The organism is Streptomyces sp. a15 (assembly GCF_059026085.1).
On the sequence record NZ_JBWLKM010000114.1, the window covers coordinates 1 to 23,332 of the forward strand.

The 23,332-nt window shown below is 71.9% G+C and carries 23 protein-coding genes and 2 pseudogenes; 11 read left to right on the forward strand and 14 right to left on the reverse strand.

What is annotated here, in order from left to right; genetic code table 11:
* The 6 genes and pseudogenes from AC5P09_RS46935 to AC5P09_RS46960 all read right to left on the reverse strand — a co-directional run.
* Window positions 1-203: pseudogene (locus tag AC5P09_RS46935) on the reverse strand (aminoglycoside phosphotransferase family protein); the annotation flags it as partial.
* Window positions 200-2,347 carry an ABC transporter ATP-binding protein/permease gene (locus AC5P09_RS46940; RefSeq protein ID WP_493879810.1) on the reverse strand — a complete coding sequence of 716 codons (2,148 nt, stop codon included), beginning with the start codon at window positions 2,345-2,347 and terminating at the stop codon, window positions 200-202. The gene AC5P09_RS46940 and the pseudogene AC5P09_RS46935, both read right to left, overlap by 4 nt.
* Entirely contained in the window at window positions 2,334-2,564 is a 231-nt protein-coding gene (locus tag AC5P09_RS46945) for a hypothetical protein (RefSeq protein WP_307678162.1), read from the reverse strand. Before AC5P09_RS46945 ends, AC5P09_RS46940 begins: the two co-directional genes overlap by 14 nt.
* Complete coding sequence (locus tag AC5P09_RS46950) at window positions 2,561-3,607, reverse strand: cytochrome d ubiquinol oxidase subunit II (protein WP_493879811.1); 1,047 nt, start codon at window positions 3,605-3,607, stop codon at window positions 2,561-2,563. The genes AC5P09_RS46945 and AC5P09_RS46950 overlap by 4 nt, the downstream gene beginning before the upstream one ends.
* Window positions 3,604-5,049, reverse strand: coding sequence for a cytochrome ubiquinol oxidase subunit I (locus tag AC5P09_RS46955; protein WP_493879812.1), 1,446 nt, complete (start codon window positions 5,047-5,049; stop codon window positions 3,604-3,606). Before AC5P09_RS46955 ends, AC5P09_RS46950 begins: the two co-directional genes overlap by 4 nt.
* A gap of 25 nt (window positions 5,050-5,074) precedes the next feature.
* On the reverse strand, window positions 5,075-6,553 hold the full coding sequence (locus tag AC5P09_RS46960; protein ID WP_493879813.1) for an MFS transporter: 1,479 nt from the start codon (window positions 6,551-6,553) through the stop codon (window positions 5,075-5,077).
* Between the two features lie 98 nt (window positions 6,554-6,651).
* On the opposite strand from AC5P09_RS46960, the gene AC5P09_RS46965 reads away from it, so the two are divergent.
* Entirely contained in the window at window positions 6,652-7,164 is a 513-nt protein-coding gene (locus tag AC5P09_RS46965; RefSeq protein ID WP_493879814.1) for a MarR family winged helix-turn-helix transcriptional regulator, read from the forward strand.
* Window positions 7,165-7,427: 263 nt separating this feature from the next.
* Window positions 7,428-8,135: a TetR/AcrR family transcriptional regulator gene (locus AC5P09_RS46970; protein ID WP_493879815.1), complete on the forward strand. Its 708-nt coding sequence runs from the start codon at window positions 7,428-7,430 to the stop codon at window positions 8,133-8,135.
* A gap of 49 nt (window positions 8,136-8,184) precedes the next feature.
* Here the strand turns inward: AC5P09_RS46970 and AC5P09_RS46975 are convergent, their stop codons facing one another.
* Entirely contained in the window at window positions 8,185-8,712 is a 528-nt protein-coding gene (locus AC5P09_RS46975) for an acyl-CoA dehydrogenase family protein (RefSeq protein ID WP_493879816.1), read from the reverse strand.
* A gap of 39 nt (window positions 8,713-8,751) precedes the next feature.
* Window positions 8,752-9,054, reverse strand: a complete 303-nt coding sequence (locus AC5P09_RS46980; RefSeq protein WP_493879829.1) for an acyl-CoA dehydrogenase family protein — start codon at window positions 9,052-9,054, stop codon at window positions 8,752-8,754.
* A gap of 11 nt (window positions 9,055-9,065) precedes the next feature.
* Here AC5P09_RS46980 and AC5P09_RS46985 point away from each other — a divergent pair, with 11 nt between their 5' ends.
* Window positions 9,066-10,232, forward strand: a complete 1,167-nt coding sequence (locus tag AC5P09_RS46985; protein ID WP_493879817.1) for an AMP-binding protein — start codon at window positions 9,066-9,068, stop codon at window positions 10,230-10,232.
* Here AC5P09_RS46985 and AC5P09_RS46990 read toward each other — a convergent pair.
* On the reverse strand, window positions 10,222-11,802 hold the full coding sequence (locus AC5P09_RS46990) for an IS200/IS605 family accessory protein TnpB-related protein (protein ID WP_493879830.1): 1,581 nt from the start codon (window positions 11,800-11,802) through the stop codon (window positions 10,222-10,224). The two genes, AC5P09_RS46985 and AC5P09_RS46990, sit on opposite strands and share 11 nt — an antisense overlap.
* A 455-nt stretch (window positions 11,803-12,257) precedes the next feature.
* Between AC5P09_RS46990 and AC5P09_RS46995 the strand changes: the two genes are divergently transcribed.
* Window positions 12,258-12,914 carry an SDR family NAD(P)-dependent oxidoreductase gene (locus tag AC5P09_RS46995; RefSeq protein ID WP_493879818.1) on the forward strand — a complete coding sequence of 219 codons (657 nt, stop codon included), beginning with the start codon at window positions 12,258-12,260 and terminating at the stop codon, window positions 12,912-12,914.
* Between the two features lie 51 nt (window positions 12,915-12,965).
* Here the strand turns inward: AC5P09_RS46995 and AC5P09_RS47000 are convergent, their stop codons facing one another.
* The gene (locus AC5P09_RS47000; RefSeq protein ID WP_493879819.1) at window positions 12,966-13,820 is read right to left on the reverse strand and encodes a LysR family transcriptional regulator; all 855 of its coding nucleotides are present in this window, start codon (window positions 13,818-13,820) and stop codon (window positions 12,966-12,968) included.
* Between the two features lie 68 nt (window positions 13,821-13,888).
* Here AC5P09_RS47000 and AC5P09_RS47005 point away from each other — a divergent pair, with 68 nt between their 5' ends.
* From AC5P09_RS47005 to AC5P09_RS47035, 7 genes and pseudogenes are all read left to right on the forward strand, one after another.
* Window positions 13,889-14,782: an EamA family transporter gene (locus tag AC5P09_RS47005; protein ID WP_493879820.1), complete on the forward strand. Its 894-nt coding sequence runs from the start codon at window positions 13,889-13,891 to the stop codon at window positions 14,780-14,782.
* An 88-nt stretch (window positions 14,783-14,870) separates the two neighbouring features.
* Window positions 14,871-16,379 carry a family 43 glycosylhydrolase gene (locus AC5P09_RS47010; RefSeq protein ID WP_493879821.1) on the forward strand — a complete coding sequence of 503 codons (1,509 nt, stop codon included), beginning with the start codon at window positions 14,871-14,873 and terminating at the stop codon, window positions 16,377-16,379.
* 68 nt (window positions 16,380-16,447) lie between these two features.
* Entirely contained in the window at window positions 16,448-17,872 is a 1,425-nt protein-coding gene (locus AC5P09_RS47015) for a family 43 glycosylhydrolase (RefSeq protein WP_493879831.1), read from the forward strand.
* Window positions 17,873-17,955: 83 nt separating this feature from the next.
* Window positions 17,956-18,687, forward strand: a pseudogene (locus AC5P09_RS47020) (MgtC/SapB family protein).
* Window positions 18,688-18,765: 78 nt separating this feature from the next.
* Window positions 18,766-19,677, forward strand: coding sequence for a polysaccharide pyruvyl transferase family protein (locus AC5P09_RS47025; protein ID WP_493879822.1), 912 nt, complete (start codon window positions 18,766-18,768; stop codon window positions 19,675-19,677).
* Window positions 19,678-19,731: 54 nt separating this feature from the next.
* Window positions 19,732-20,040 carry a DUF3040 domain-containing protein gene (locus AC5P09_RS47030; RefSeq protein ID WP_493879823.1) on the forward strand — a complete coding sequence of 103 codons (309 nt, stop codon included), beginning with the start codon at window positions 19,732-19,734 and terminating at the stop codon, window positions 20,038-20,040.
* A 52-nt stretch (window positions 20,041-20,092) separates the two neighbouring features.
* The gene (locus AC5P09_RS47035) at window positions 20,093-20,290 is read left to right on the forward strand and encodes a hypothetical protein (RefSeq protein ID WP_493879824.1); all 198 of its coding nucleotides are present in this window, start codon (window positions 20,093-20,095) and stop codon (window positions 20,288-20,290) included.
* A 67-nt stretch (window positions 20,291-20,357) separates the two neighbouring features.
* Here AC5P09_RS47035 and AC5P09_RS47040 read toward each other — a convergent pair whose 3' ends face one another.
* The 4 genes from AC5P09_RS47040 to AC5P09_RS47055 form a co-directional block, all read right to left on the reverse strand.
* Complete coding sequence (locus tag AC5P09_RS47040) at window positions 20,358-21,254, reverse strand: glycosyltransferase family 2 protein (RefSeq protein ID WP_493879825.1); 897 nt, start codon at window positions 21,252-21,254, stop codon at window positions 20,358-20,360.
* The gene (locus AC5P09_RS47045) at window positions 21,251-22,126 is read right to left on the reverse strand and encodes a glycosyltransferase family 2 protein (protein WP_493879826.1); all 876 of its coding nucleotides are present in this window, start codon (window positions 22,124-22,126) and stop codon (window positions 21,251-21,253) included. The genes AC5P09_RS47040 and AC5P09_RS47045 overlap by 4 nt, the downstream gene beginning before the upstream one ends.
* Entirely contained in the window at window positions 22,123-23,097 is a 975-nt protein-coding gene (locus AC5P09_RS47050; RefSeq protein ID WP_493879827.1) for a glycosyltransferase family 9 protein, read from the reverse strand. The genes AC5P09_RS47045 and AC5P09_RS47050 overlap by 4 nt, the downstream gene beginning before the upstream one ends.
* A 52-nt stretch (window positions 23,098-23,149) precedes the next feature.
* Window positions 23,150-23,332 (reverse strand): nucleotidyl transferase family protein (locus AC5P09_RS47055; RefSeq protein WP_493879828.1); only part of this gene is annotated, 183 nt, incomplete at its 5' end.

Here is a 23,332-nt window from a genome sequence, read left to right on the forward strand (position 1 = left end):
CAGTCGGCGGCGACCTTCAACTGGGCCAGGGCGCGTTTGACGCAGAGGGAACGTCCCGGCAGGTCCACTCGCCACAGATCGGACGAGACACCGCCGGTCAGCGGCGTCCAGCGTGCGGCTTCGCCGGGTCCGGCGAGCTCGTGGGCGGTGAGGAAGTCGGTCAGCGCGGTTTCCGGGCTCGTTTGCGCGACGGGCCGGCTCATCGCCGGTCCCCCGACCCGGCGGGCAGACCACGGGGAGTGTTGCAGGCGTGGGCCGGTGCCTCGCCCGCCAGGATCCGTACGACCTCCTCGGCGGCGCGGCGGCGCAGTTCCGTGACCGAGGCGTCGGAGGAGAAGGCGATGTGCGGAGTGAGGAGAGCGCCCGGCTGGCCCAACAGTGCGGCGGGGACGTCCGGTTCGGTCTCCAGGACGTCGAAGGCGGCTCCGCCGAGGTGCCCGCTGTCCAGCGCCTTGACGACGGCGTCGGTGTCCACCAGGCCGCCCCGGCTGACGTTGACCAGGATCGTACGACACTGACCCGTGCCCCCACCGCGACCGCGACCGGCGCTGTACCGGTGATCCGGCAGAGCAGGTTGAAGCCCTCGTCCATCGCGACGAACCATGGCGTTCACCAACCCCACGTCGTGCAGGCGGCCGTCCTCGATGACGAGCACGGTGTCGGCCGCGGCGGCCAGCGGGAAGGAATGGGTGGCGACGACGACGGTGCAGCCCTCGGTGGCCCGCCGCAGGGCCGCGACGACGGCGCGCTCACTGCCCGCGTCGAGGTGGGCGGTCGGCTCGTCGAGCAGCCAGAGCCGGGCTCCGCGCAGAAAGGCGCGGGCGATGGCGATCCGGCGGGCCTCGCCGGTCGACACACCCCAACCCCCCTCACCGAGCCGCGTGTTCAGCCCTTCGGGCAGGCGCTCGAGCACGGCGTCCAGCCCGGCGGCGTCGACCGCCCGCCGGATCTGCCGCTCGGTGGCGTCCGGACGGCCGAGGCGGATGTTGTCGCGGACGGTCGCGTCGAGCAGCACCGTCTGCTGTCCGACCCAGGCGCATCCGCCGAGGGCCGGGGGCTGACGTACGGACAAGGTCTGCCACCGGACCTCTCCGCCCGTCGGCCGGCGCAGACCGGCGATCAGCGAGAGCAGCGTGCTCTTGCCGGAACCGGAGGGACCGGTGAGCGCGGTCCAGGTCCCGGGGGCCAACTCGGCGTCGGCGTGGATGGTGTCGTGGTCCGCGCCGCCGTAACGGAACCGGACTGCCGTCAGGGACACGCCGACCGGCTCGGACAGCCCCGGCCGGGCGGCCGTCCGGGGTGTCCCTGCGGGGGTGTCAGTCACGATGTCGCGGATGGCGCGTGCCGCGATCGTGGCGCGTTCCCGCTCATGGAAGGCGGCGGCCCGGGCGCGCATCGGGGCGAAGTGCATCGGACAGATGAGCAGCACCAACAGGCCGCCGAACAGCGTGAGTTGGGGGGCGTGCGGCACCCGAACATAGCCGAGCAGGGACAGGCCGACGTAGGTGGCGTTGACCGCGAGGGAGAACGTGATGACGACGTCCATGATCATCCCGGACAGGAAGGCGCGGCGCAGCACGCTCATCGTCGCCTTGTTCAGCCGCTCGGCGGCCGTCGTCACGGTTCGCCCGCGCCGGCCGGCCGCGCCGAGCTCGCGCAGTGTCCGCATGCCGCGGAAGCTGTCGAGGACGACGGCGTTCAGGTGCCGGGTGGCGCCCAGTTGCCGGTCCGCGCCGTGCTGGGCGAACAGCCCCGCCAGGCGCATGTTGAGGGGCAGCAGCGCGGTGGTCAGGACGAGGACGAGCGCGGCCGGCCAGTGCACCGCGGCGGTGACCGCCGGTACGGCGAGCATGGACAGCGGTGCCGAGCGGCGCAGGGGTGCGGCCTGTGCGTGGTGGGCGGCGACGTCGTCGGCCAGATCGACCATCGCCCATGCCGCCTCGGCCGGTCCGGTCTCGCTGGTCCGCCCGGCGGCCGGCAGCAGAGCGCCCGTCAACCGCCGGCGCAGGTCGGTGGCGACTGCACGCGCACCCCGTTCGGCGAGCGCACCGGCCGCCCAGCCGGCGCCCACGGCCAGCGCACTCGCGACGGCGAAGACCGCGAGGCCCCGGGTCTCGTGTGTCACGGCCCTCTCCAACACCCCCTGGGCGAGCCATGCCAGGGCACCCCAGCGGGTGATCGTGACCATCGTCTCCAGTACCTGGAGGCTGCCCGCGAGGCCGAACCAGCGCCGTCCCGGCGCGGCGCACGCGGTGAGCCATGCGTCGTCGTCCCGCCGCTGTGCGGCGGTGCCCGGCCCGCTCGTCTCGTTCCTCGCGTCCCGCGCCTTCCTCTCATTCGTCGTCATGGGGGCGCCGCTCGTCGATGATCCAGGCGAGGCCACCGGCCAGCGCGATGGCGATCATGCCCAGGGTGGTCAGCAGCTGTGAATGGATCTGCCGGTAGCCACCGAACATCCCCTGGCAGACGAAGTAGGCGAGCAGGCCCAGCACGGTCCAGACGATCGCGGCGAGCAGGCGCCGGACGACTCGGACCGGTGCGGGGAGTGGGCTCCGGGTGGTCATGGGCGTGCTCCTGCGGCAAGGGGGCCTTGGGTTGTCGGGGGTTCGTGGCCTTCGGCTCCGGTGGTGAACTTTCCGGCGAAGGCCCGGTGGGCGAACACGTTGTAGGCGAGCACGAGCGGCATGTTCAGTCCGATGCCGACGAGGATGAAGACCATCGTGGAGTGCGGGCCGGCCGCGCTGCCGAGGGTGAGGTCCGGCGGCAGGAGCACCGGGTAACGGGCCACGCCCAGGGCGAGGAACACGGACACCGTCGCGACCACGAGTCCGCCGAGCGGCAGGGTGTCCGCGGCTCGGGAGGTACGCCTCCACGCGAACCCGACGAGCGCGGTGCCTCCTCCCCCGGCGGCGAACAGCAGCAGGACGGCGAACGCGACGGCACGCCCCGGCGTGCCGAGGTTCAACGGCGCCGCCGTGGAGCCGACCGCGACGAGGACCGCGACCAGCAGCACTCCCGCGACCGCCGTGGCGACCGCGCCGCGTCGTGCCGCCGAATCCCGCAGCCGCCCGGCCGACTTGTGCTTGGTGTAGGCGTAGCCGAGCGCTGTGTACGCGGCCGTGACGGTGAGCCCCGACAGCACGCAGAACCAGCTGAAGGCCCCGAAGGCCGACCCGGTGTAGACGTCACCCCGCAGACGCACGGCCGAGGTCAGCGTCCCGAGGGCGAAGCCCTGCGCGAACGAAGCCAGCAGCGACGCCACGCCGAAGGCGGTGGTCCAGCGGGGAGCCGGGGGCGCCTGGGACGCCATCTCGACGCTCACGCCCCGCACGATGAGAGAGAACAGCATCACGATCATCGGCAGGTAGGCGTGCGGCAGGATCGTGCCGAAGGCCAGGGGGAAACCCGCCCAGAGCGCGACGCCGAGCAGGATGAGCCAGGTCTCGTTGCCGTCCCAGCCCACCGCGACGGACTCCAGCAGGTGGCGCCGGTGTGCGGGGTCGCGTTCGAAGAGGGTGGCCACGCCGATGCCGAGGTCGTAGCCGTCCAGCACCACGTACATCAGGAGGCAGACGAGTACGGTCGCCGACCAGAGGGTGGTGGTCATCGGGCCGCCACCTCCCGGGAACCGAGCGGCACGGGCACGAGCGGCACGGGTTCCGGCGGGACGGGTTCCAGTTGTACGCCCTCTTCCGCGAGGCCGGTGTCCGGCAGGTCCTCTGGTGGAGGTTCCTGCCCCGGGTCGTCGCGTTCCGGGCCGATGCGCATGGTGCGGACGATGTAGGCGACGTACGCCACCAGCATGATCAGGTAGAGCGCGGAGAAGCCGATGACCGAGAACAGGACTTCGCCGGGTGCCAGCCGGGACACCGCGTCCGAGGTGCGCAGCTGCCCGAACACGATCCACGGTTGCCGTCCTGCTTCGGCGGTGACCCAGCCGCCGAGGATGGCCAGGATCCCCACCGGCGTGGTCCACAGGACGAACCGGTGGAAGCGGCGCGCGGTCCACAGGCGGTTGCGCAGGCGCAGGACCGTGGCCGCGAACGTGGTGCCGAACATCAGCACGGCCGCCAGGAACATGATGCGGAAGCCCCAGAAGGTCGCGGCCATGTCCGGCCGGTCGGCCGCCGGGGTGAGCTTCAGACCGGGCATGGCCGTCTTGCAGGTGAGGTCCTTGGCGATGTAGCTGCCAAGGCAGGGAATGTCGAGCTCGGCGATGTTCCGCGCGGCCTGCTGGTCGGGTATGGAGAACAGGACGAAGCCGGTGTCACCGTTGTTCCAGTTGCCTTCGATCGCCTCCAGCTTCGAGAGCTGATACGGCAGTTCGTGCCCGGCGACGTTGTCGCCGAGGTAGAGCTGGACAGGCATCAGCAGCGCGGCGATACCGAGCGCGATCGACATCGAGCGGCGGGCGAAGCCCTTGGCGCGTCCCTTGACCAGGTACCAGGCCGAGATACCGGCGACGAAGAAGCTCGCCGAGATCAGGACGGCGGCCAGCATGTGCGGCCAGCGCCAGACGAACGACGGGTTGAAGATGACGCGCATCCAGTCCGTGGGCTCGAACCGGCCGTGGACGACCTTGAATCCGGCGGGCGTCTGCATCCACGAGTTCGCCGCGATGATCCAGGTGGAGGACAGGACGGTACCCACCGACACCATCACGCTGGACACGAACATCGTGCCCTTGCGCACCCGGCCGTCCCCGTAGAGCAGGACGCCGATGAAGCCGGCCTCGACGAAGAAGGCGGTCACGACCTCCATGCCGATGATCGGCCCGATGATCGGGCCCGTCCGTGCGCCGTACACACCCCAGTTGAGCCCCATCTCGAAGGTGATGACGGCGCCGGCCACCACGCCGATCGCGAAGCCGACGGCGAAGACACGCCGCCAGAACCGGAACATCTGGAGGTAGACCGCCCTGCCGGTACGCCAGTACAGCCCGTAGACGACCGACAGGAAGATCGAGAGTCCGACGGTGATCGCCGGGAAGGTCATGTGGAACAGGACGGTGATGGCGAACTGCCATCGCGACAAGTCGAGGAGACTCATCAGGTGCTCCCTATCTGGGGCGAGTTCAGACCTCGACGACCGAAGTGGCGGGCGGCGCGGCCTTGTTGAAGCGCGGCAGGGCGGCGGCAGCGACGGCGAGCAGGGCGACGATGCCCATCTGCACGTACTCGACACCGGCGAAGGCGTGGACGACGCTGTGCGGCGCCAGGACCAGGTAGAGGGTGCCGAGGGTGGCCACGCCGAGGGCGAGACCGCTCTGCTGCAGGGTGATCAGTACGCCGCTGCCGATGCCCGCCAGGTGCGTGGGGACGTCGGCCAGGACGCTGCGGAACAGGCCGGCGAACAGCATCGACTGCCCGGCGCCGACCAGGGCGAGCGGCAGGGCCATCGCCCACAGGCTGACGTGCGGCCAGTTCTCGAGCAGGATCGTCACCAGGGAGACCAGTCCGGCGAGTTGGACGACGGCGCCGGCCGACAGGGCCGCCCGGCCGAACCGGGTGATCAGGCGGGGCGCGACCAGTGACCCGGCGAAGAAGAACAGGGCCATCGGCAGGATCGCCAGGCCGCTGTGCAGGGCGTCGACGTGCAGGCCGTTCTGGACGGTGAGGGCGAAGACGAACATGAACGCGCCGAAGCCGATGCTGAAGGCGAACACCATGACCAGGCCACGGGACATCGACGGCAGGCGCAGCAGGGACGGCGGCAGCAGCGGGACCTCGCCGCGCCGCTCGGTGCGCCTCTCCACGACGTAGGTGGCGACGCCGAGGACGACCGCGACGGCGAGCATCAGCCAGGTCCACCAGGGCCAGCCCAGTGAGTGCCCCTCGGTCAGCGGCACCAGCAGGGCGGTCAGGGTGGCGGCGAACAGCACGGTGCCGGGCAGGTCGATGCCGACCGGGTGGTGCGAGCGGGTGTCCGGCACGATCCGTGCCGCCACCAGCAGCACGACGACGCCGATGGGCACGTTGACCAGGAAGATCGGCCGCCAGGAGGTGCCGGCCACATCAGCGCTGACCAGCAGGCCGCCGACCAGCTGCCCGACCACGGCGGCTATGCCGGAGGTCGCCCCGTACAGGGCCACGGCCCGGGACTTGCGCTCTCCTTCCAGCACGTGGTGGAAGGTCGCCAGCACCTGCGGGATGAGGAGGGCGGCGGTGGCGCCTTGGACGATGCGGGCCGCGATCAGCGCACCCACCGTCGGGGCGACGCCGCAGGCCAGCGAGGCCAGCACGAAGCCGACGAGCGCGCCGAGGAAGATCCGGCGGCGGCCGAACCGGTCGCCGAGCCGGCCGCCGAGGACGAGCAGGGTCGCGTACGCGACGCCGTACCCGGCGATGACCAGCTCCAGCGAGGATGCCGAGGCGTGCAGCGAGGCGTCGATGCTGGGCAGGGCCACGTTGGTGATGAAGAAGTCCATGATCGGCAGGAAGGCGCCGGCCAGCAGGATGAACACCCCGACCGGGTGCAGCCCGCCCGCGCGGGCCGTGGCATGGGGCGCGAGCGTCGGCGCGCCCGCATGCCGGGAGGAGGTGGTTGTCGTCATGACAGCTCCCAGGAGACGGATGTTATGACCTCATAACTATGAAGCCATAAACAGTATGCGCCCATAACTACTTCCGGGCAAGCCCGTACCCTGGAGCCGTGACGGAGGAGCGAGCAGAACCGACGAGCCCGACGATCGCACCGGACGACGGCCGGCGGTGGGCCGAGCTGGCCGACCTCGTGCTGATCATCAGCCGGGAGATCCAGTTCCGCGGATACAGCGACGAGCGGGCCGTCCCGCTGTCCCCGTCCGAGGGCATGGTGATGCGCTACCTGCACCGCGAGCCCGCCGCCCCGCCCAGCACCATCGCCGAGGCGACCGGGCTGCAGCGCACCAACCTCTCCACCGTCCTCGGCGGACTGGAGCGCAAGGGCCTCATCGAGCGACGCGCCGACCCGGGCGACGGCCGCGGGGTGACCGTCCACACCACCGAACGCGGACGCAGCAACTACGCCCTGGTGCGCCGGGAATGGGCCGCCGCCGTCTCCGCGGCCGCCGACCACGACACCGACCGCCTCGACGCGGCCCTCACCCTGCTCTCCGCCGTGGAGGCCGGCCTGGCGAGGACGCGCCCACGCACTCGCGCCACGCGTCCGCCGTCGGGCGCCTGACCTGCCGACGGCAGCGGTCACCGGCGAAACGGCCGACGCGCGGCGCAGCTTCCTGCGACCGCGCCGAAGCCGGTGTCAGAACTGGTGCTTGAGGAACGAACCGGACCACGCCATCAGGCCGGACGGCACGTATTGACTTGCCTGCGGTGCCTGAGTCATGAGCGTCCTCGCTATGCTCGCGCGGGCGGCGTACCGCCTGCGTCCGGCTTTTTAATGTACCGTTTGGTCTAGCAAACTTCGTGACGTCAGCGGGGAGAGAAGCCATGCCACGACCGCCGGGCCACGGGCCGGATTTCGAGGTCAGGCGCCAGAAGATCATCGACACGGCCGCCGAGCTGTTCGCCCGCCAGGGCTACGCGGCGACCTCCGTCAACGACCTGGGCCGCGCGGTCGGGCTCGCCAAGGGAGCGCTGTACTACTACATCGGCTCCAAGGAGAACCTGCTGATCGAGATCCAGTCCCGGGTGATGGCGCCGCTCCTCGCCCGGGCCCGGCAGATCGCGGGCCTGGACGAGGAGCCGCTGCTGCGGCTGCGCCTGCTGTCGGAGTCGCTGCTGACGATCATCTACCGCCGGCTCGACCACATCTGGGTCTACGAACACGACTACCGCAGCCTCACCGGCGACTACCTGCACACCCTGCTGCGCCAGCGCTCCGACTTCGAGCAGCTGGTCACGGGCCTGCTCATCGAGGCCGTCGAGGAGGGCACCTTCCGCACGGTCGAACCGCGCCTGGCCACCCTGCAGTTCCTCAACCTGCACAACCACACCTACCAGTGGGTCAAGCCGGAGGGCCGCTGGAGCGCCGCGGACCTGTCGCGGGAGTACTGCTCGACCCTGTTCCGCGGGTTCGCGGCCCCCGGCGCGGCCCTGCCGGACGTCGAGGAGCAGGCCGCGCGGTTCAAGCGCGACCGGACCGACCTGCCGCTCGACCCCGAGGCGGTCTGGGAACCGGCCTCGCTGGCGAGCTGACGCGGCTGACGAAGGAGGGCCCGCGGTGCACTGCGGGCCCTCACCCGCGTCACGCCTCCCGTACCAGCGCCCGGGCGATGACATTGCGCTGGATCTCGTTCGTGCCCTCGCCGGTCTCCAGGATCTTGGCGTCGGCGTAGAAGCGGGAGATCTCCGACTCGCGGACGTAGCCGTAGCCGCCGTGGATCTGGACCGCCTGGGAGGCGGCGCGGTTGGCGACCTCGGAGGCGTACAGCTTGGCCATGGCGGCCGCCTTGCTGTGCGGGCGGCCCTGGTCGGCCAGCCAGGCGGCGCGGTACACCAGGCAGCGGGCGGCTTCGAACTCCGTACCCATGTCGGCGATCTTGTGCGCGATCGCCTGGAAGTCGGACAGCGGGCGGCCGAACTGGTGGCGTTCCGTGGCGTGTTTGACCGCGAGGGCGAGGGCCGCCTTGGCCAGCGACAGGCCCAGCGCGGCGACGCTGATCCGGCCCTTGTCGAGGACGGACAGGAACTGGCGCAGTCCGCCGCCCTCCTCGCCGATCAGGTGGTCGTCGGGGATCCAGCAGTCGTCGAAGACCAGTTCCCGGGTGTCCATGGCGTGCCAGCCGAGCTTCTTCAGCTTGTGGCCGACGGTCTAGCCGGGGGTGCCGGTCGGGACGTAGAAGGTCGCGAAGCGCTTGCGTCCGTCGTCGTCCTTGCCGATGACCGCGAGCAGGGTGACGCCCTGGCTGATGTCGGTGCCGGCGTTGGTGATGAACATCTTGGTGCCGTTGATGACCCAGCCGCCGTCGGCCCGGCGGGCGGTGGTGGCGATGCCGGCCGCGTCGGAGCCGGCCTCCGGCTCGGTCAGGCCGAAGGCGCCGATGGCCTCGCCGCGGGCCAGCGGCGCGAGCCAGCGCTGCTTCTGCTCCTCGGTGCCGTAGGCGAGCAGGGGCAGGGTGGCGTTTCGTGCCCGCGATCGAGCAGAGCGCCGGCTGTCTGACCGACCTGGAGCACCGCGTCCTGGTCGGCGCCGACATCACCCCGGCTCCCTGGGCCGGTTACGAGGAGTTGCTGGCCCGCCACAAGGACGCCCAGGTCGAGCCCGTGGACGTCGCTCTCGATGATCTCCAGCGCCTGATGTACACCTCCGGCACCACCTCACGCCCCAAGGGCGTGCGCATCACCTACGGAAACCTGCAGGCCAAGAATCTGGCTCACATCGTCCACTTCGGCCTGACCGCGGCGGACACCACGCTGGTGTGCGGCCCGCTCTACCACGTGGGCGGCCTGGACATGCCGGCCCTGGCGACCCTCTACGCGGGCGGCGGCGTGGTCCTGCAGCGCAGGTTCGACCCGGAGGGCGCACTGCAGGCGATCCAGCAGCACCGGGTCACCAACGTGTGGCTGGCGCCCGCCATGGTCAACGCGGTCCTGGAGGTCCCGGACCGCGACAGCTACGACACCACCTCGGTCCGCTTCATCCTGGGCGGCGGCGAGAAGACGCCCGAGCCGGTGCTGCGGCGGATCATGACCGCCTTCCCGAACGCCTGGTTCGCCGACGCCTACGGCCTGACCGAGACGGTCTCCGGCGACACCTTCCCCGACCGCGAGCACGCGCTGTCCAAGCTGGGCTCGGTCGGGCGCCCGGTCCCGCACACCCGGGTACGGATCGTCGACGACACCGGGGAGGAGGTCCGGGCGGGCGAGCTCGGCGAGATCACCTTGCGCGGGCCGAAGGTGTTCTCGGGGTACTGGCGCGACGAGAAGGCCACGGCCGCGGCTCTGCGGGACGGCTGGTTCCACACCGGGGACATCGGGCACGTGGACGAGGACGGCTTCCTGTTCATTGACGACCGCAAGAAGGACATGATCGTCTCGGGCGGCGAGAACATCGCCACCCCCGAGGTGGAACGGGTCCTGTACGAGCACCCCGCCGTCCTGGAGGCCGCCGTGGTGGGGCTCCAGCATCCCCGCTGGGGCGAGGTGCCGCGGGCGTTCGTGGTGTTCCGGCCGGGCACGAGTGCCGGGGCCGACGAGCTACGGGACTTCTGCCGGACCCGGCTGGCCAGGTTCAAGGTGTCGGTCCGCTTCGACGTGGTCGACGAACTGCCCCGTACCGTTCCTAAAGACTGAGTGGGAGTGAGTCCTGTTGCCAGGACTCTTGCTCAGCCGGGTGTCCCGAACGGTGTTGGGCACCCTGGTCGCCCGCTTTCGCTCCACGGCCCGGCGGCGCGCATCTGGTGCGTGGTCCGGGAATGTGGGGGCGGGTTTCCTCACGTCGCCGGATCTCCGGTCGGGCCTGGGCGGTCCGATGCCCACGACGATCACTCTGGTCGTCGTGGGGCGGTGCCGTCCGTCGCCGGATCGGGTGTCCGAGGGCGCGTCGCCCGACCGCGATGCTTGCCGCATCATGCCGGGACATCTTGCGTCGTGGGGTGGTCAGTGGCTGTTGCCAGTGCTGGGCACCCCACCGGGAGGTATAGGCCGGATCGACCGCAACGACCGCCACTCCGTGTTCGGCGGCCATCGACACCAGCCGGGCCCTGAGCTTGGTGGTGGGGAAGCGGGAGAGCAGCCGCCGGAAGCGTTTGTTGCGGCCGTGCTGCTCGCGGCCCTTCTCCGCCGCGAAGTCGAGGTCCTCGATGGCGATCGCGGCGGCCCCGCAGCGGCGGGTGTGGTGCAGCAGCCGGGTCAGGGCGTGCCGGATCTGCGCGTCCCGGTGTTCGGCGGGGCCGGTGAGGTCGTAGAAGTAGCGTTGTGGTTCGCCGACCGGGTTGCCGTGCACGTCGAGGTGCCAGGCGGCGAGGTGGTCGTCGTTCATGTCCACCCCCACCACACCCCGCGCCAGCGCCGCGTCCAGCGGCAGGACGGGGGCGGCGGCGCGCTGCCAGGACGCGGTGACGTACCAGCGGCCGCGCGCCACGTCGTGGTGGATGCGGTAGGCCACCGCCCGGTTCGCGGTGACCCGGTCACGCCACTCCTGCCCCCGGTGCCGGAACGCCACCGTCGCGTCCAGGAGGTAGCGGCCATGGGGTGCATTGGCCAGGTGGGCCAGCGGGGCCGGGAGTTTGACCGAGACCTGGCCGGTGTCGGTGACGCGGATCGTCTCGTTGCCGAACCGCTTGCCCGCCTCCCCGTCGGCGGCCAGGAACATTCGCTCCGCCCGCCAGCGCTGCCGCCATGCCTGCTCGTCCAGCCCGGCCGCCTGAAGGTGGTGGCGGGTGTTCGCGAGGCGTTTGCCGCCGCGCACCACGTGCACCCGGCCCGCCGCCCGGTCCGCCTCCACCACCACGAGCCGGTCCTTCAAGCCGTGCAGGCGGCGGGACTTGGCATGCCACTCACCACGCGAGCCATACCCGCGCACCAGCCCTGCCCGCTTGTCCGCCCTGGCGCCCAGCGGCCGGGCCAGCCGCGACTCGATCAACGCGATCTGCCCGCGCAGCCAGCCCAGATGCGCGGCCTGTCCGCGCCTCGCCAGAGCCCACTGGTCGTGCGTGGCCTTGGTGATACTGCCCGCCCACCGCGCCGACGACCTCACCGTCAGCTCCCGCTTACGCACCGCCCACGAGGCCGCATCATGCGCCGCCCCCTGGCGCGAACGTACGGCGAGATCACCGGCCGCAAGCGACCCCAAATAGACGCCGACCTCGGCGAGGACCGCCGCGTCCGCATCCGACACCCGCAGCCGGTCCCGGATCGCCATCCCAGCCGGGCCGGGCACCACGAACGACGCCGTCAGCTCACGCAGCCCGCCCACCCGTCCACCCCCGCCCGGCCGAAGATCCCCGTCACGGCAGTCAACAAGCAGCCTCCGCAAAGGTCACCCATTCGGCCCGAGAACTCCCGTTCCCCTACCGACAACGGAGGACCGAGGACCACAGCACACCCAGGCCGGAGGAGCCCCCTGACGCGGAACAACCGCATCCAGCCCCGGCACTCACTCACGCTCACGCTCACCAGAAGTCACTCATGCTCAGTAAACCGGCAGCAGTTCCCGACCCCCTCGGGCAAGGTCCTCAAGCGGACCCTGCGCGACATCCCGGCGGAGGGCTGAGCCGTGACGGACATGCGCCTGGACGACAAGACCGCCTGGGTGACCGGCGCCGGAAGGGCCTCGGCCGCGCCATCGCGGTCGCCCTGTCCCAGGCGGGCGCGACCGTGGCGGTGACCGCACGGACGGCATCCGACCTGGAACAGCTGGAGTCCGAACTGGCCGGACAGGGCGGCAAGGTGCTGGTACTGCCGGGTTCGGTCGCCGGCTCCGACGCCGTACGGACGATGGCGGAGCGCATCACCGAGGCGACCGGCCGGCTCGACGCGGCGGTCAACTGTGCCGGTGTCAGCCCCCACTTCACCCGCAGCGAGTACGTCACCGACGGGGACTGGCGGCACGTCCTCGACATCAACCTCGCGGGCACCTTCTACTGCTGCCGCGAGGCCGGCAAGGTGATGCTGGAGCAGGGCTCCGGCTCGATCGTCAACGTCTCCTCGGTGCACGCGAGCACCGGCTTCGAGCGGATCGCCGCGTACGCCGCCAGCAAGGGCGGTGTCGAGGCGCTCACCAAGTCACTCGCCGTCGAATGGGCCGGCCGCGGGGTGCGCGTCAACGCCCTTGCGCCCGGCTACTTCCACACCGACCTCAGCTCCGGGCTGCTGGCCAGCAAGTGGGGCGAGCGGATCGTACGGAGCACTCCGCTCGGCCGGGTGGGCGATGTCGAGGAGCTCGGCGGCGCGGCGGTGTTCCTCGCCTCGGACGCCTCCCGGTTCGTCACCGGGACGACGCTCACCGTGGACGGCGGATGGACGGCCCGGTGACGAAGGGCCCGGTCAGCCGGTGCGGTACAGGGTGGTAGCAGACGGGCCCGGTCATCCGGTGCGGTAGAGGGCGGTGAGCAGTTCGATCACGGCCTGGGTGGCGGGGTGGGCGTCGCCGCGCCACCAGGCCAGGCGTACGGCGATGGGCTCGGCGTCGCGGACCGGTCGGTAGACGATCCCGGGGCGCGGGTACTGGTGGGCGGTGGACTCCGCGGTCACGCCGACGCCCCGGCCCGTGGCGATCACGGTGAGCCAGTCGTCGATGTCGTGGGTCTCCTCGGTCTCGGGGCGGGCGTCCGGCGGCCACAGTGCGGCGGTCGTGGTGCCGGTGCGCCGGTCGATGAGCAGGGTGCGTCCGGCGAGGTCGGCGAGCCGGACGGAGCGGCGCCTGGCCAGCGGGTCGTCGGCGGCCAGCGCGCACAGCCGTCGCTCCAGCCCGACGAGGGCGGAGTCGAAGCGCCGGTCGTCCAAGGGCCTGCGCACCACCGCGAGATCGCAGGCGCCCTCGGCGAGACCGGCGGTGGCGGAGTTGACGCGGACCAGGTGCAGGTCGGTGTCGGGACGGGCCTGGGCCCAGCGGCGCTGGAAGGCGGGGGTGTGGCGGCCGAGCGCCGACCAGGCGTAGCCGATCCGCAGCCGGGTGTGCCCCGAGGTCGCCTCACGCACCAGGTCGTCCACCTCGCCGAGCACCCGCCGCGCCTGCGCCACCGCCCGCAGGCCGGTCGCGGTCGGCGTCACCTCGCGAGAGGTACGGCGCAACAGCCGTACGCCCAGCGCCCGTTCGAGCGAGGCCAGCGCACGGGACACGGCCGCCTGGGAGACGCCGAGCGCGATGGCCGCGTCGGTGAAGCTGCCCTCGTCGACGATCGCGACGAGACAGCGCAACTGGCGGAGCTCCACATCCATGCGTCCAGCGTATAGATCGGGGGGCAGACGCATTTTGCGTATGTGCCGTACGGTCGCACGATCGGCACATGCGACCCGCATCCGCCTCAGCGCCCGTGAGCGTCACCGCCACCGCCCCGGAGCCCGTACGCGGCCGTCTCGCCGGCGTCGCCACGATGGTCGGCAGCGGTCTGTCCAACCAGACCGGCGCCGCGATCGGTTCCCTCGCCTTCCCGGTGCTCGGGCCGGTCGGTGTCGTCGCGGTGCGCCAGTACGTCGCCGCGCTCGTCCTGCTGGCCGTCGGACGGCCGCGGCTGCGGGCCTTCACCTGGCGGCAGTGGTGGCCGGTGCTGTTGCTCGCCGTGGTGTTCGGGACGATGAACCTGTCCCTGTACAGCGCCATCGACCGTATCGGCCTGGGCCTCGCGGTGACCCTGGAGTTCCTCGGCCCGCTCACCGTCGCCCTGGCCGCGACGCGCCGCCGCGTGGACCTGTGCTGTGCGCTGGTCGCCGTGGCGGGGGTGGTCACGCTGATGCGTCCGCGGCCGTCGGCCGACTACCTCGGGATGGGCCTTGGGCTGCTCGCCGCCGCCTGCTGGGCGTCGTACATCCTTCTCAACCGCACGGTGGGTCGCCGGGTCTCCGGCGCCCAGGGGTCGGCCGCGGCCGCTTGTGTGTCCGCCCTGCTGTTCCTGCCGGTCGGGGTCGTGCTCGTACTGCGGCAGCCGCCGGCCCCCGAAGCCGTCGGGTACGCGGTCGCGGCGGGCGTGCTGTCCTCGGCGGTGCCGTACCTCGCGGATCTGTTCACGCTGCGCCATGTCCCGGCTCAGGCCTTCGGGTTGTTCATGAGCGTCAACCCCGTTCTCGCCGCCGTCGTGGGGTGGATCGGGCTCGGCCAGCACCTGGGGTGGGCGGAGTGGGCGAGCATCGGCGGGATCGTCGCCGCGAACACGCTGAGCGTCGCGCGTGTAAAGCGCAGATGACGAAACCGTTGACGGAAGCACGGCCCCCGCTTATCTTCTGACCGAATTTACGAACGACGTTCGAAATCACGGACAGGGACGGTCCCGCATGCCGAAGATGTCAGAGCAGCCCCCCGCCAGACGCCACAGATCCCTGCTCCTGTGTGTACTCGCCGTCCTGATCGCCATGGTGTCGGCGACGACCCCGGCCGCCGCCGCCGAGGGCCGCCCGTACACCAACGCGATCAAGTCGACCAAGGGGGCCGACCCCTGGCTCGAGTACTACAACGGCAACTACTACCTGGTCACCACGTCCTTCACCGGCGTGCTGACCATGCGGAAGTCGCCGACTCTCGCCGGGCTCTCCACCGCCCCCAGCGTGCAGGTCTTCAGCGACACCACCGCCACCCGCAACACCAACATCTGGGCGCCCGAGCTGCACTTCCTCGACGGCCGCTGGTACCTGTACTACTCCGCCGGACAGAGCGGCGTCGCCTGCTGTGACTCCCAGCGCACCCATGTCCTGGAGAGCGCGGGCACCGACCCGATGGGCCCGTACACCTACAAGAACCAGCTCAGCGGCTCCAACCTCACCCCCGGCGGCTGGCTCATCGACGCCACCGTCCTGAAGGCCAACAACAGCCTGTACATGATCGGCAGCGGTTTCATCAACGGCAGCACGCAGAGCCTGGTGATCGCGCCGATGAGCAACCCGTACACGCTGGCCAGCAACACCTTCACGATCATCTCCAGCCCCACCGCGAGCTGGGAGACATCGGGCGGCGCGGTCAACGAGGGGCCGGAACCGCTGTACCACGACGGCCGCACCTTCCTCACCTTCTCCGCCAGCCACTGCCAGACCGCGGACTACAAGCTGGGGCAGCTGGAACTGACCGGCACCGACCCGCTGAACCGCGCCTCCTGGACGAAGAAGTCCACGCCGGTCTTCCAGCGCAATGACGCGGCGAGTGTCTACGGCCCCGGCCACAACGGCTTCTTCACCTCGCCGGACGGCACCGAGAACTGGATCGTCTACCACGCCAACGACACCGCGAACGGCGGCTGCGGCAACGGCCGTACGACGCGGGCGCAGAAGTTCACCTGGAACGCGGACGGCACGCCGAACTTCGGCACTCCGGTGGCGCTCGGCACGACGCTGCCCGGCCCCGCGGGCGAGACCGCGGCGACCCCGACCGCGTACACCCTGGTGAACCGCAACAGCGGCAAGTGCCTGGACGTCGAGAACGGCAACACCGCGGACGGCACCAACATCTTCCAGTGGAGCTGCAACGGCGGCGCCAACCAGAAGTGGCGGGTCGAGGACCTCGGAAACGACACCAGCCGACTGGTCAACGTCGCCACCGGCAAGGTCATGGACACCGCGGGCTGCGCGACGGCCGACGGCACGGACATCGCCCAGTGGTCCTGGCTGAACAACAACTGCCAGAAGTTCCGTCTGGTCTACACGGCCACCGGCGACTACGTCCGGATCGTCAACGAGAACAGCGGCAAGGTCGCCGACGTCGCGAACTGCTCCACCGCGAACGGGGCCGACGTACGGCTGTGGACATGGCTGAACAACAACTGCCAGCAGTGGCGGATCGTGCCCACGACCTGACCCCCCTCCCCTCCCCGCACTCCGTGATCTGGAGAACCCCCTTGAGACGCAACGCCGTACGGCTGCTCATGGCCGTCCTCTTCGCCCTGGTGGGCTGCCTCGCCGGGCCCGGCACCCTCGCCCACGCGGCCGTGCCCGACTCCCCCGCCGTGACGTACACCAACCCGATCGCCGAACAGCGCGCCGACCCGCACATCTTCAAGCACACCGACGGCTACTACTACTTCACCGCCACCGTGCCCGCGTACGACCGCATCGTGCTGCGCCGGGCGACCACCATCCAGGGCCTGAAGACCGCGCCCGAGACGACGATCTGGACCAAGCACGCCAGCGGCGTGATGGGCGCCAACATCTGGGCACCGGAGATCCACTACATCGACGGCAAGTGGTACGTGTACTTCGCCGCCGGCTCCACCAGTGACAAGTGGGCGATCCGGATGTACGTCCTGGAGGGCACCGGAGCCAACCCGCTCACCGCGACCTGGGCCGAGAAGGGCCAGATCAAGACGACGTGGGAGAGCTTCTCCCTCGACGCCACCACCTTCGTCGTGGGCGGTGTCCGGTACCTCTCCTGGGCCCAGCGCAACCCGGCCGAGGACAACAACACCAGCCTGTTCATCGCGAAGATGGCCAACCCCTGGACGATCACCGGCACCGCGGCCGAGATATCGCAGCCGACGCTGTCCTGGGAGACGATCGGCTTCAAGGTCAACGAGGGCCCGGCGGTGATCCAGCGGGGCGGCAAGGTCTTCATGACCTACTCGGCCAGCGCGACCGACGCCAACTACTGCCTCGGCATGCTCACCGCCTCCGCGACGGCCGACCTGACCAACCCGGCGTCCTGGGCCAAGGGTTCCCAGCCGGTGTTCAAGTCGAGTGACGCGACCTCGCAGTACGGCCCTGGCCACAACTCCTTCACCGTCTCCGAGGACGGCAAGTCCGACATCCTCGTCTACCACGACCGCAGCTACAAGGACATCACCGGCGACCCGCTGAACGACCCCAACCGCCGTACCCGGGTCCAGAAGGTGTACTGGAAGGCCGACGGCACCCCCGACTTCGGCATCCCGGTGGCCGACGGGGTGACCCCGCAGCGCTTCTCGTCGTACAACTTCGCGGACCGCTTCATCCGCCACTTCGACTACCGGGCCCGGATCGACGCCAACGTCAGCCCGCTCGCGGACTCCCAGTTCCGCGTGGTCACCGGCCTGACCGGCAGCGGCACCGTGTCACTGGAGTCGGCCAACTTCCCCGGCTACTACCTGCGGAGCAACGCGAGCTTCGAGGTCCGGCTGGAGAAGAACGACGGCACGGCCCAGTTCGCCTCCGACGCCACCTTCTACCGGCGCGCGGGCCTGTCGGACTCGGCGGGCGTCTCCTACGAGTCGTACGCCTCCGCCGGGCGCTACCTCCGCCACTACACCTACCTGCTGTACGTACAGACGCCCAGCACGGCCACGGACCGGGCGGACGCCACGTTCTACGGTCAGTGAGCCACGCCGCTTCTGCCCCTGAACGGGCCCGGGCCGGGTACCGGCAGGGGCAGAAGCGGACGTGACGGCACGGGAGGCCGGGTATGCACGTGCAGGCCGCCGGGCTGTGGAACGTGAGCAACGGACAGGGACTGCGCCAGCTGTCCGAGCTCGGTCTCGCGCTGCTGCTGTCCAGCCTGATCGGCTGGGAGCGGGCGGCCCAGCAGAAGAGCGCCGGCCTGCGCACCCACACCCTGGTCGGCATCGCCAGCGCCCTGATGATGGAGGTCTCCCAGCACGGGTTCAGCGATGTCCTCGGGCTGGACAACGTGTCCTTCGACCCGTCCCGGGTGGCGGCCAGATCGTCTCCGGGATCGGGTTCATCGGCGGCGGCCTCATCTTCGTACGGCGGGACGCGGTACGAGGACTGACGACCGCCGCCACCATCTGCCTGACCTGCGCGGTCGGCATGGCCTGCGGCGGCGGCTGCCGATCCTCGCCCTGGTGACGACCGCGCTGCACTTCCTGGTGGTGCGCGGGTGTCCGCTGCTGGCCGGCCGGTTCCTCGCCGAGGCCGAGGCCGCCACGGTCGAGATCCGGCTCGCCTACCTCACCGGGGCTGGGCGTTGCTGCCCCAGCTGATGGAGACGTGCACGCGGCGCGGCTTCCGCGTCCTCCAGGTGAAGGTCGACCGCCTGCCCGGCAGGACTGACCCGGCCGCCCGCGTCCTGCTCCGCCTGGAGGGAACCGCCGACGCCGGACGCCTGACGTCCGACCTGTTCCAGGAGGACGGCGTCGTCGAGGCCGACATGAGCGTGGCAGCCGACGAGGAGTAGCCGAGGGCTGTGCCGGGCGCGGTGATTGCGGCCGGGGCGGCCGGGCACTCGTGCCGCACCGGGCGAGGAGGTCGGGACATGCCGCGTCGGCGAAAAGTGGTGCTGACCGGGTGGTTCAGCTTCCGGGACGGGGAGGCGACCGCCGGGGACGTGCTCGCGCTGCGGCGCGTCGAGGATGTGCTGGGGCAGGCGGAGATCCCGTACGACGTCGTGTGGAGCCCGGGTTTTTGGCCCGGGGCCCTGCACCTGGCCGGGGTCCGGCCCGAGGAGTACTCCCATCTGGTGTTCGTGTGCGGGCCTCTGCACGGGCCGCAGGTCGAGGAACTGCACCGGCGGTTCGCGCACTGTGTGCGGATCGCCGTCGGGACGTCGGTCGTCGATCCCGACGCCCCGGCCGCCGTCGGTTTCCACCGCGTGCTGGCACGGGACGCCCCGGACACGGCGCCGGTGCGGGACCTGTCCGCGCGCGCCCCCGCCGCCCCGGCGCCGCCCGTGGCCGGGGTGGTCCTCACGCACGGACAGCACGAGTACGGGGCCCAGCGGCGACACGGGCAGGTCGCGGACGCCGTGACGCGCTGGCTGACGGGCCGGGACTGCGCGCGGCTGGAGCTGGAGACCCGGCTCGACGCGCACGACTGGCGGCTGAGCGCCACGCCGGCGCAGCTGGAGTCCGTGCTCGGCCGGCTGGACCTCGTCGTCACGGACCGGCTGCACGGGCTGGTGCTGGCGCTGCGGGCCGGCATCCCCGCCCTGGCCGTCGACCCGGTCGCGGGCGGCGCGAAGGTGACCGCGCAGGCCCGTGCCTGCGGCTGGCCCGCGCTGGTGCCCGCCGAACATCTCGACGCCGACCGGCTCGACCACTGGTGGCAGTGGTGTCTGAGCACCGGCCGGGAGGCCGCCCGGCGGATCCGCGCCGACTTCCTGGCGGGTGCGGAACCCGACGGCGCGGACGCCCTGCCGGACGCCCTGGAGCGGCGCCTCACCGGTTAGTCCGCGCAACGGCCGGGGACCCGGAGAGGGACTTCCGGCCCACGAGGAGTGACCGTGACCACTAGCCGACTCCCCGACCACGAGCAGCGCATCCTCGACGAGATGGAACGCGCGCTACGCCGCGACCGCCGCCTCGAGCGCCGCATGCGCACACTGCGGCCGCGCCGGCCGTCCGTCCTGTCCCGGCTGGCGTACTGGCGCCCGCCCACCTTGATCGTCGCGCTCCTGGTCGCCGTGTCGACCGGGCTCATGGTGACCGGCATCCGCACCTCCGACCCCGGCGTGATCTGGGCCTTCGCCGCCGTGTGGCCCCTCACGCTGTACGCGGTGTTCCGCCTGTTGTGCCGGTGGACCGAGGGCTGAGGCGTTTGTGGCCGGGGGCCACGGGGACCCCGGCCGCCAGGAGGTGATCGTCATGCCCAAGCCAGGAAGCAAGAAGTACGACACCCGGCGGGCGCGGCTGCGCAAGGAGGCGGAACGGTCGGGTGTCTCCGACCAGGATGCCAACGCGGCCGCCAACGAGGCCCTGCAGCAGGATCCGGAGTGGCAGAGCCGGGGCCCGCGCACCGAACGCGGACGGGGTCCGAAGGGCGAGCGCCCGGAGAACGAGTGACCGAAGGAACGAGTGACCCGGCCGGCCGATCGGGGCGGCCGGGTTCAGCCGTGTCTCCGGCTCCGGTTCAGCCCGTGTAGCTGCGGGCGGTCGAGTTCCGCTGGGCGTGCTCCAGCGTGCGCAGCCGTGACTCGACCGCCGCCGGCAGCACCCGGCGCTCGCGCAGCACCCACGGGAGTGCGGCCGTCGCCTCGGCGAAGGCGCGCAGGGACGCCCGGTCGCGGGGGACCGTGCGGGCCAGGTGGACGGTACGGCGCAGGGCGGGCCCGGCCGGGCGGCGCAGCCAGGTGAACCACAGCGTGTTGCGGATGCCGTGCGTCCGCCGGAGCGTGGCATCCCGTGTCACCGAGGGCTGGTGATGGATCGTCAAGTCCTCCGCGTACGTCAGCCACCAGCCGTCCGCCGCCAGATCCGCGGCGAGCAGTTCCTCCTCGCCTCCCAGCCACAGCCGCGGATGGAAACCGCCCGCGGCCCGGAAGGCGTCGGTGCGCAGCACGGTGGCCGCGGCCAGGAAGGAGCCCAGCGCCGGGCCGGGCAGCCACTCGGGGCCGGGCACGGGCGAGTTGCGCAGTTCCTCGGCGATCGGATCGTCGGTGCCGTCGGGTTCGACGACGATACGGGCCGTGACGGAGGCGAGCGCCGGGTGCCGGTCGAGGAGGTCGGCGGCGCCGGACAGCCCCCCGGGCGCCCACCAGGAGTCGTCGTCGCAGAAGGCCACGTACGGCGTACGGACCTGGCGCACGGCCAGGTTGCGGCCGACGGCGCCCAGGTTGCGGCCGGGGCGCAGCAGCCGTACGTCCGGGTGGTGCCGGGCGACGGCGGGGGCGGTGCCGTCCGTGGAGGCGTTGTCGGTGACGATCACGGCGGGCCGCTCGGGCAGCCGGGCGAGCCGGTCGAGGGTGCGCAGGAGTTCGGGGCGCCGGTTGTGGGTGATGACCACGACGGTGGTGCGGGGGTCGGTCATGCGGGGACTCCTGGGGCGCGGTCCAGCAGGCGGGCGGCGCGCTCGACGTCCGGCGGCAGGGCCTTGCGGGCGTGCAGCGCGGTGGGCAGGCGGACGAGCGCCTCGCGCAGGGCGCGCAGGGACTGGCCGTCATGGCGGGCGTCGGCGGCCAGGTCCCGGGTGCGGGCCAGCGCGTACGGCAGGGGGCGGCGCAGCCAGGCGGTGAGGAGCGCGTTGCGGCGCACGACGGCCCGGCGGTGGGTGCGGGGTGCCGGGTCCGGGTGGTGGTGGGCGATCACGTCCGGGGAGTGGGTGACGCCCCAGCCGCGGGCGGCGAGGTCGTAGGCGAGGAGGGTCTCCTCGCCGCCGAAGAACAGCAGTTGGTGGTAGCCGCCCGCCTCCAGGTAGGCGCTTCGGCGGGCGACGGCGGCGCAGCCGAGGAAGCCGAGGACCTGGGTGCCGGGGAGGTCGGTGGCGGTGCCGAGCGGGGATTCGGCGAGCACGTCGTTGAGCGGGTCGGGGGCCCCGTCGGGGCCGACGAGGGTTCGGGCGGCGAGCAGCCCGAGCCTCGGGTACGCGTCGAACAGGCGGGCCGCCCGGTCCAGCGCGCCCGGCGCCCACCAGGAATCGTCGTCGCTGAACGCCACGTACGGGGTGTCGAGGGCGCGCACCCCGTGGTTGCGGGCGAGGGCGCCGCGGTTGAACGGCAGGGCCAGCACGCGCACCTGCGGGAAGTCGCGGGCGACCATGGTGCGGGTGTCGTCGGTGGAGGCGTTGTCCACGACGAGGACAGGGGGGCGTTCGGGGAGGGCGCAGAGCTGGCTGAGGGTCTCGGCGAGGCTGCCGGAGCGGTTTCGGGTGGCGATGACGATGCCGACTGGTGCCTGAGTCATGGTGAAGGGATGCCTCGCAGTTCGTGCAGGGCGGCGAGTACGTCGTCGGGGCGGATGCGCAGCAGGGCCGGGTCGGTGCGGCGCCCGTGCGGGTCGCCGTCCGGGCCCGGCTGCCACAGGACCTGGTGACGCGGGTGCGCGGGCGGGCCCCAACGGCTCGGCGGGACCGGGCCGAAGAGGGTGACGGAGGGGGTGGCGTGGGCGACCGCGAGATGCGCGATGCCGGTGTCGCCGCTGACCACGGCGCGGGCGTCGGCGACCAGCGCGGAGAGCCGGTCGAAGGGGAGGCCGCCGCCGAAGACGTCCGTGTCGGGCAGGTCGGCGCGCTTGGCGAGGTCGGCCACCAGATCGCCCTCGTCCGCGCCCCCGGTGACCACGACCCGCTGCCCGCGCTCACGCAGCGCCTCGGCGACCGTGGCGTAGTCCTCCGTCGGCCAGCAACGGGAGGGTGCGCCCGCCCCGGGGTGCAGGACGACGGCGCCGGGGGCCGGGGACGGTCCGGGCGGACGCGGCAGCCGCAGGTCGGCGGGGTCGGCGTCGATGCCGTACGACTGCAGGAGCCGGCACCAGCGGGCCCGTTCGTGTTCCTCCGGGAACCACTGCGGGCCATCGACCTCGGGGGTCTCGGGGTGCGCGAAGGCCAGCAGCTTCAGCGGGCGCAGCCGCATCAGCAGACGGTGACTGGGCGGGCCGTTGCCGTGCAGGTCGACCGCGATGTCGGGGGGCGGGCCGGTCCAGTCGATGCGGTGCGGGACGGCCCGTCCGGGTGCCGACGCGGGCAGCAGCCGGTCGACCGCGCCGGTGGCCGCCGCGACCGGTCCGAGCTCGGCGGGCGCGGCCAGCACGAGTTCATGCCCGGGATGGGCGCGGCGCAGGGCGCGGAGCGCGGGCACACCGGCGAGGAGGTCACCGAGGCCGAGGGCGCGCAGGACGAGGAGGCGGGGGCGGAGTCGGGTGCGCTGGGGGGTCATGGGGCACCTCCGGTGGCACGGGACGCACACCTCGCCGGCCGCCGGCCGGCCGTCATCGGGGCACGCCCGCCGCTCGGGCCATCAGGAGCGTCGAGGAGCGGCCGTCGAGGTAGGGCAGCAGGACCGCCTGGCCGCCCCACTCCTCCAGCAGCGTGGCTTCGGGCAGGTCTGCGCCGGAGTAGTCGCCGCCCTTCACCCAGACCTGCGGGCGGAGGTCGGCCAGCAGCCGCTCGGG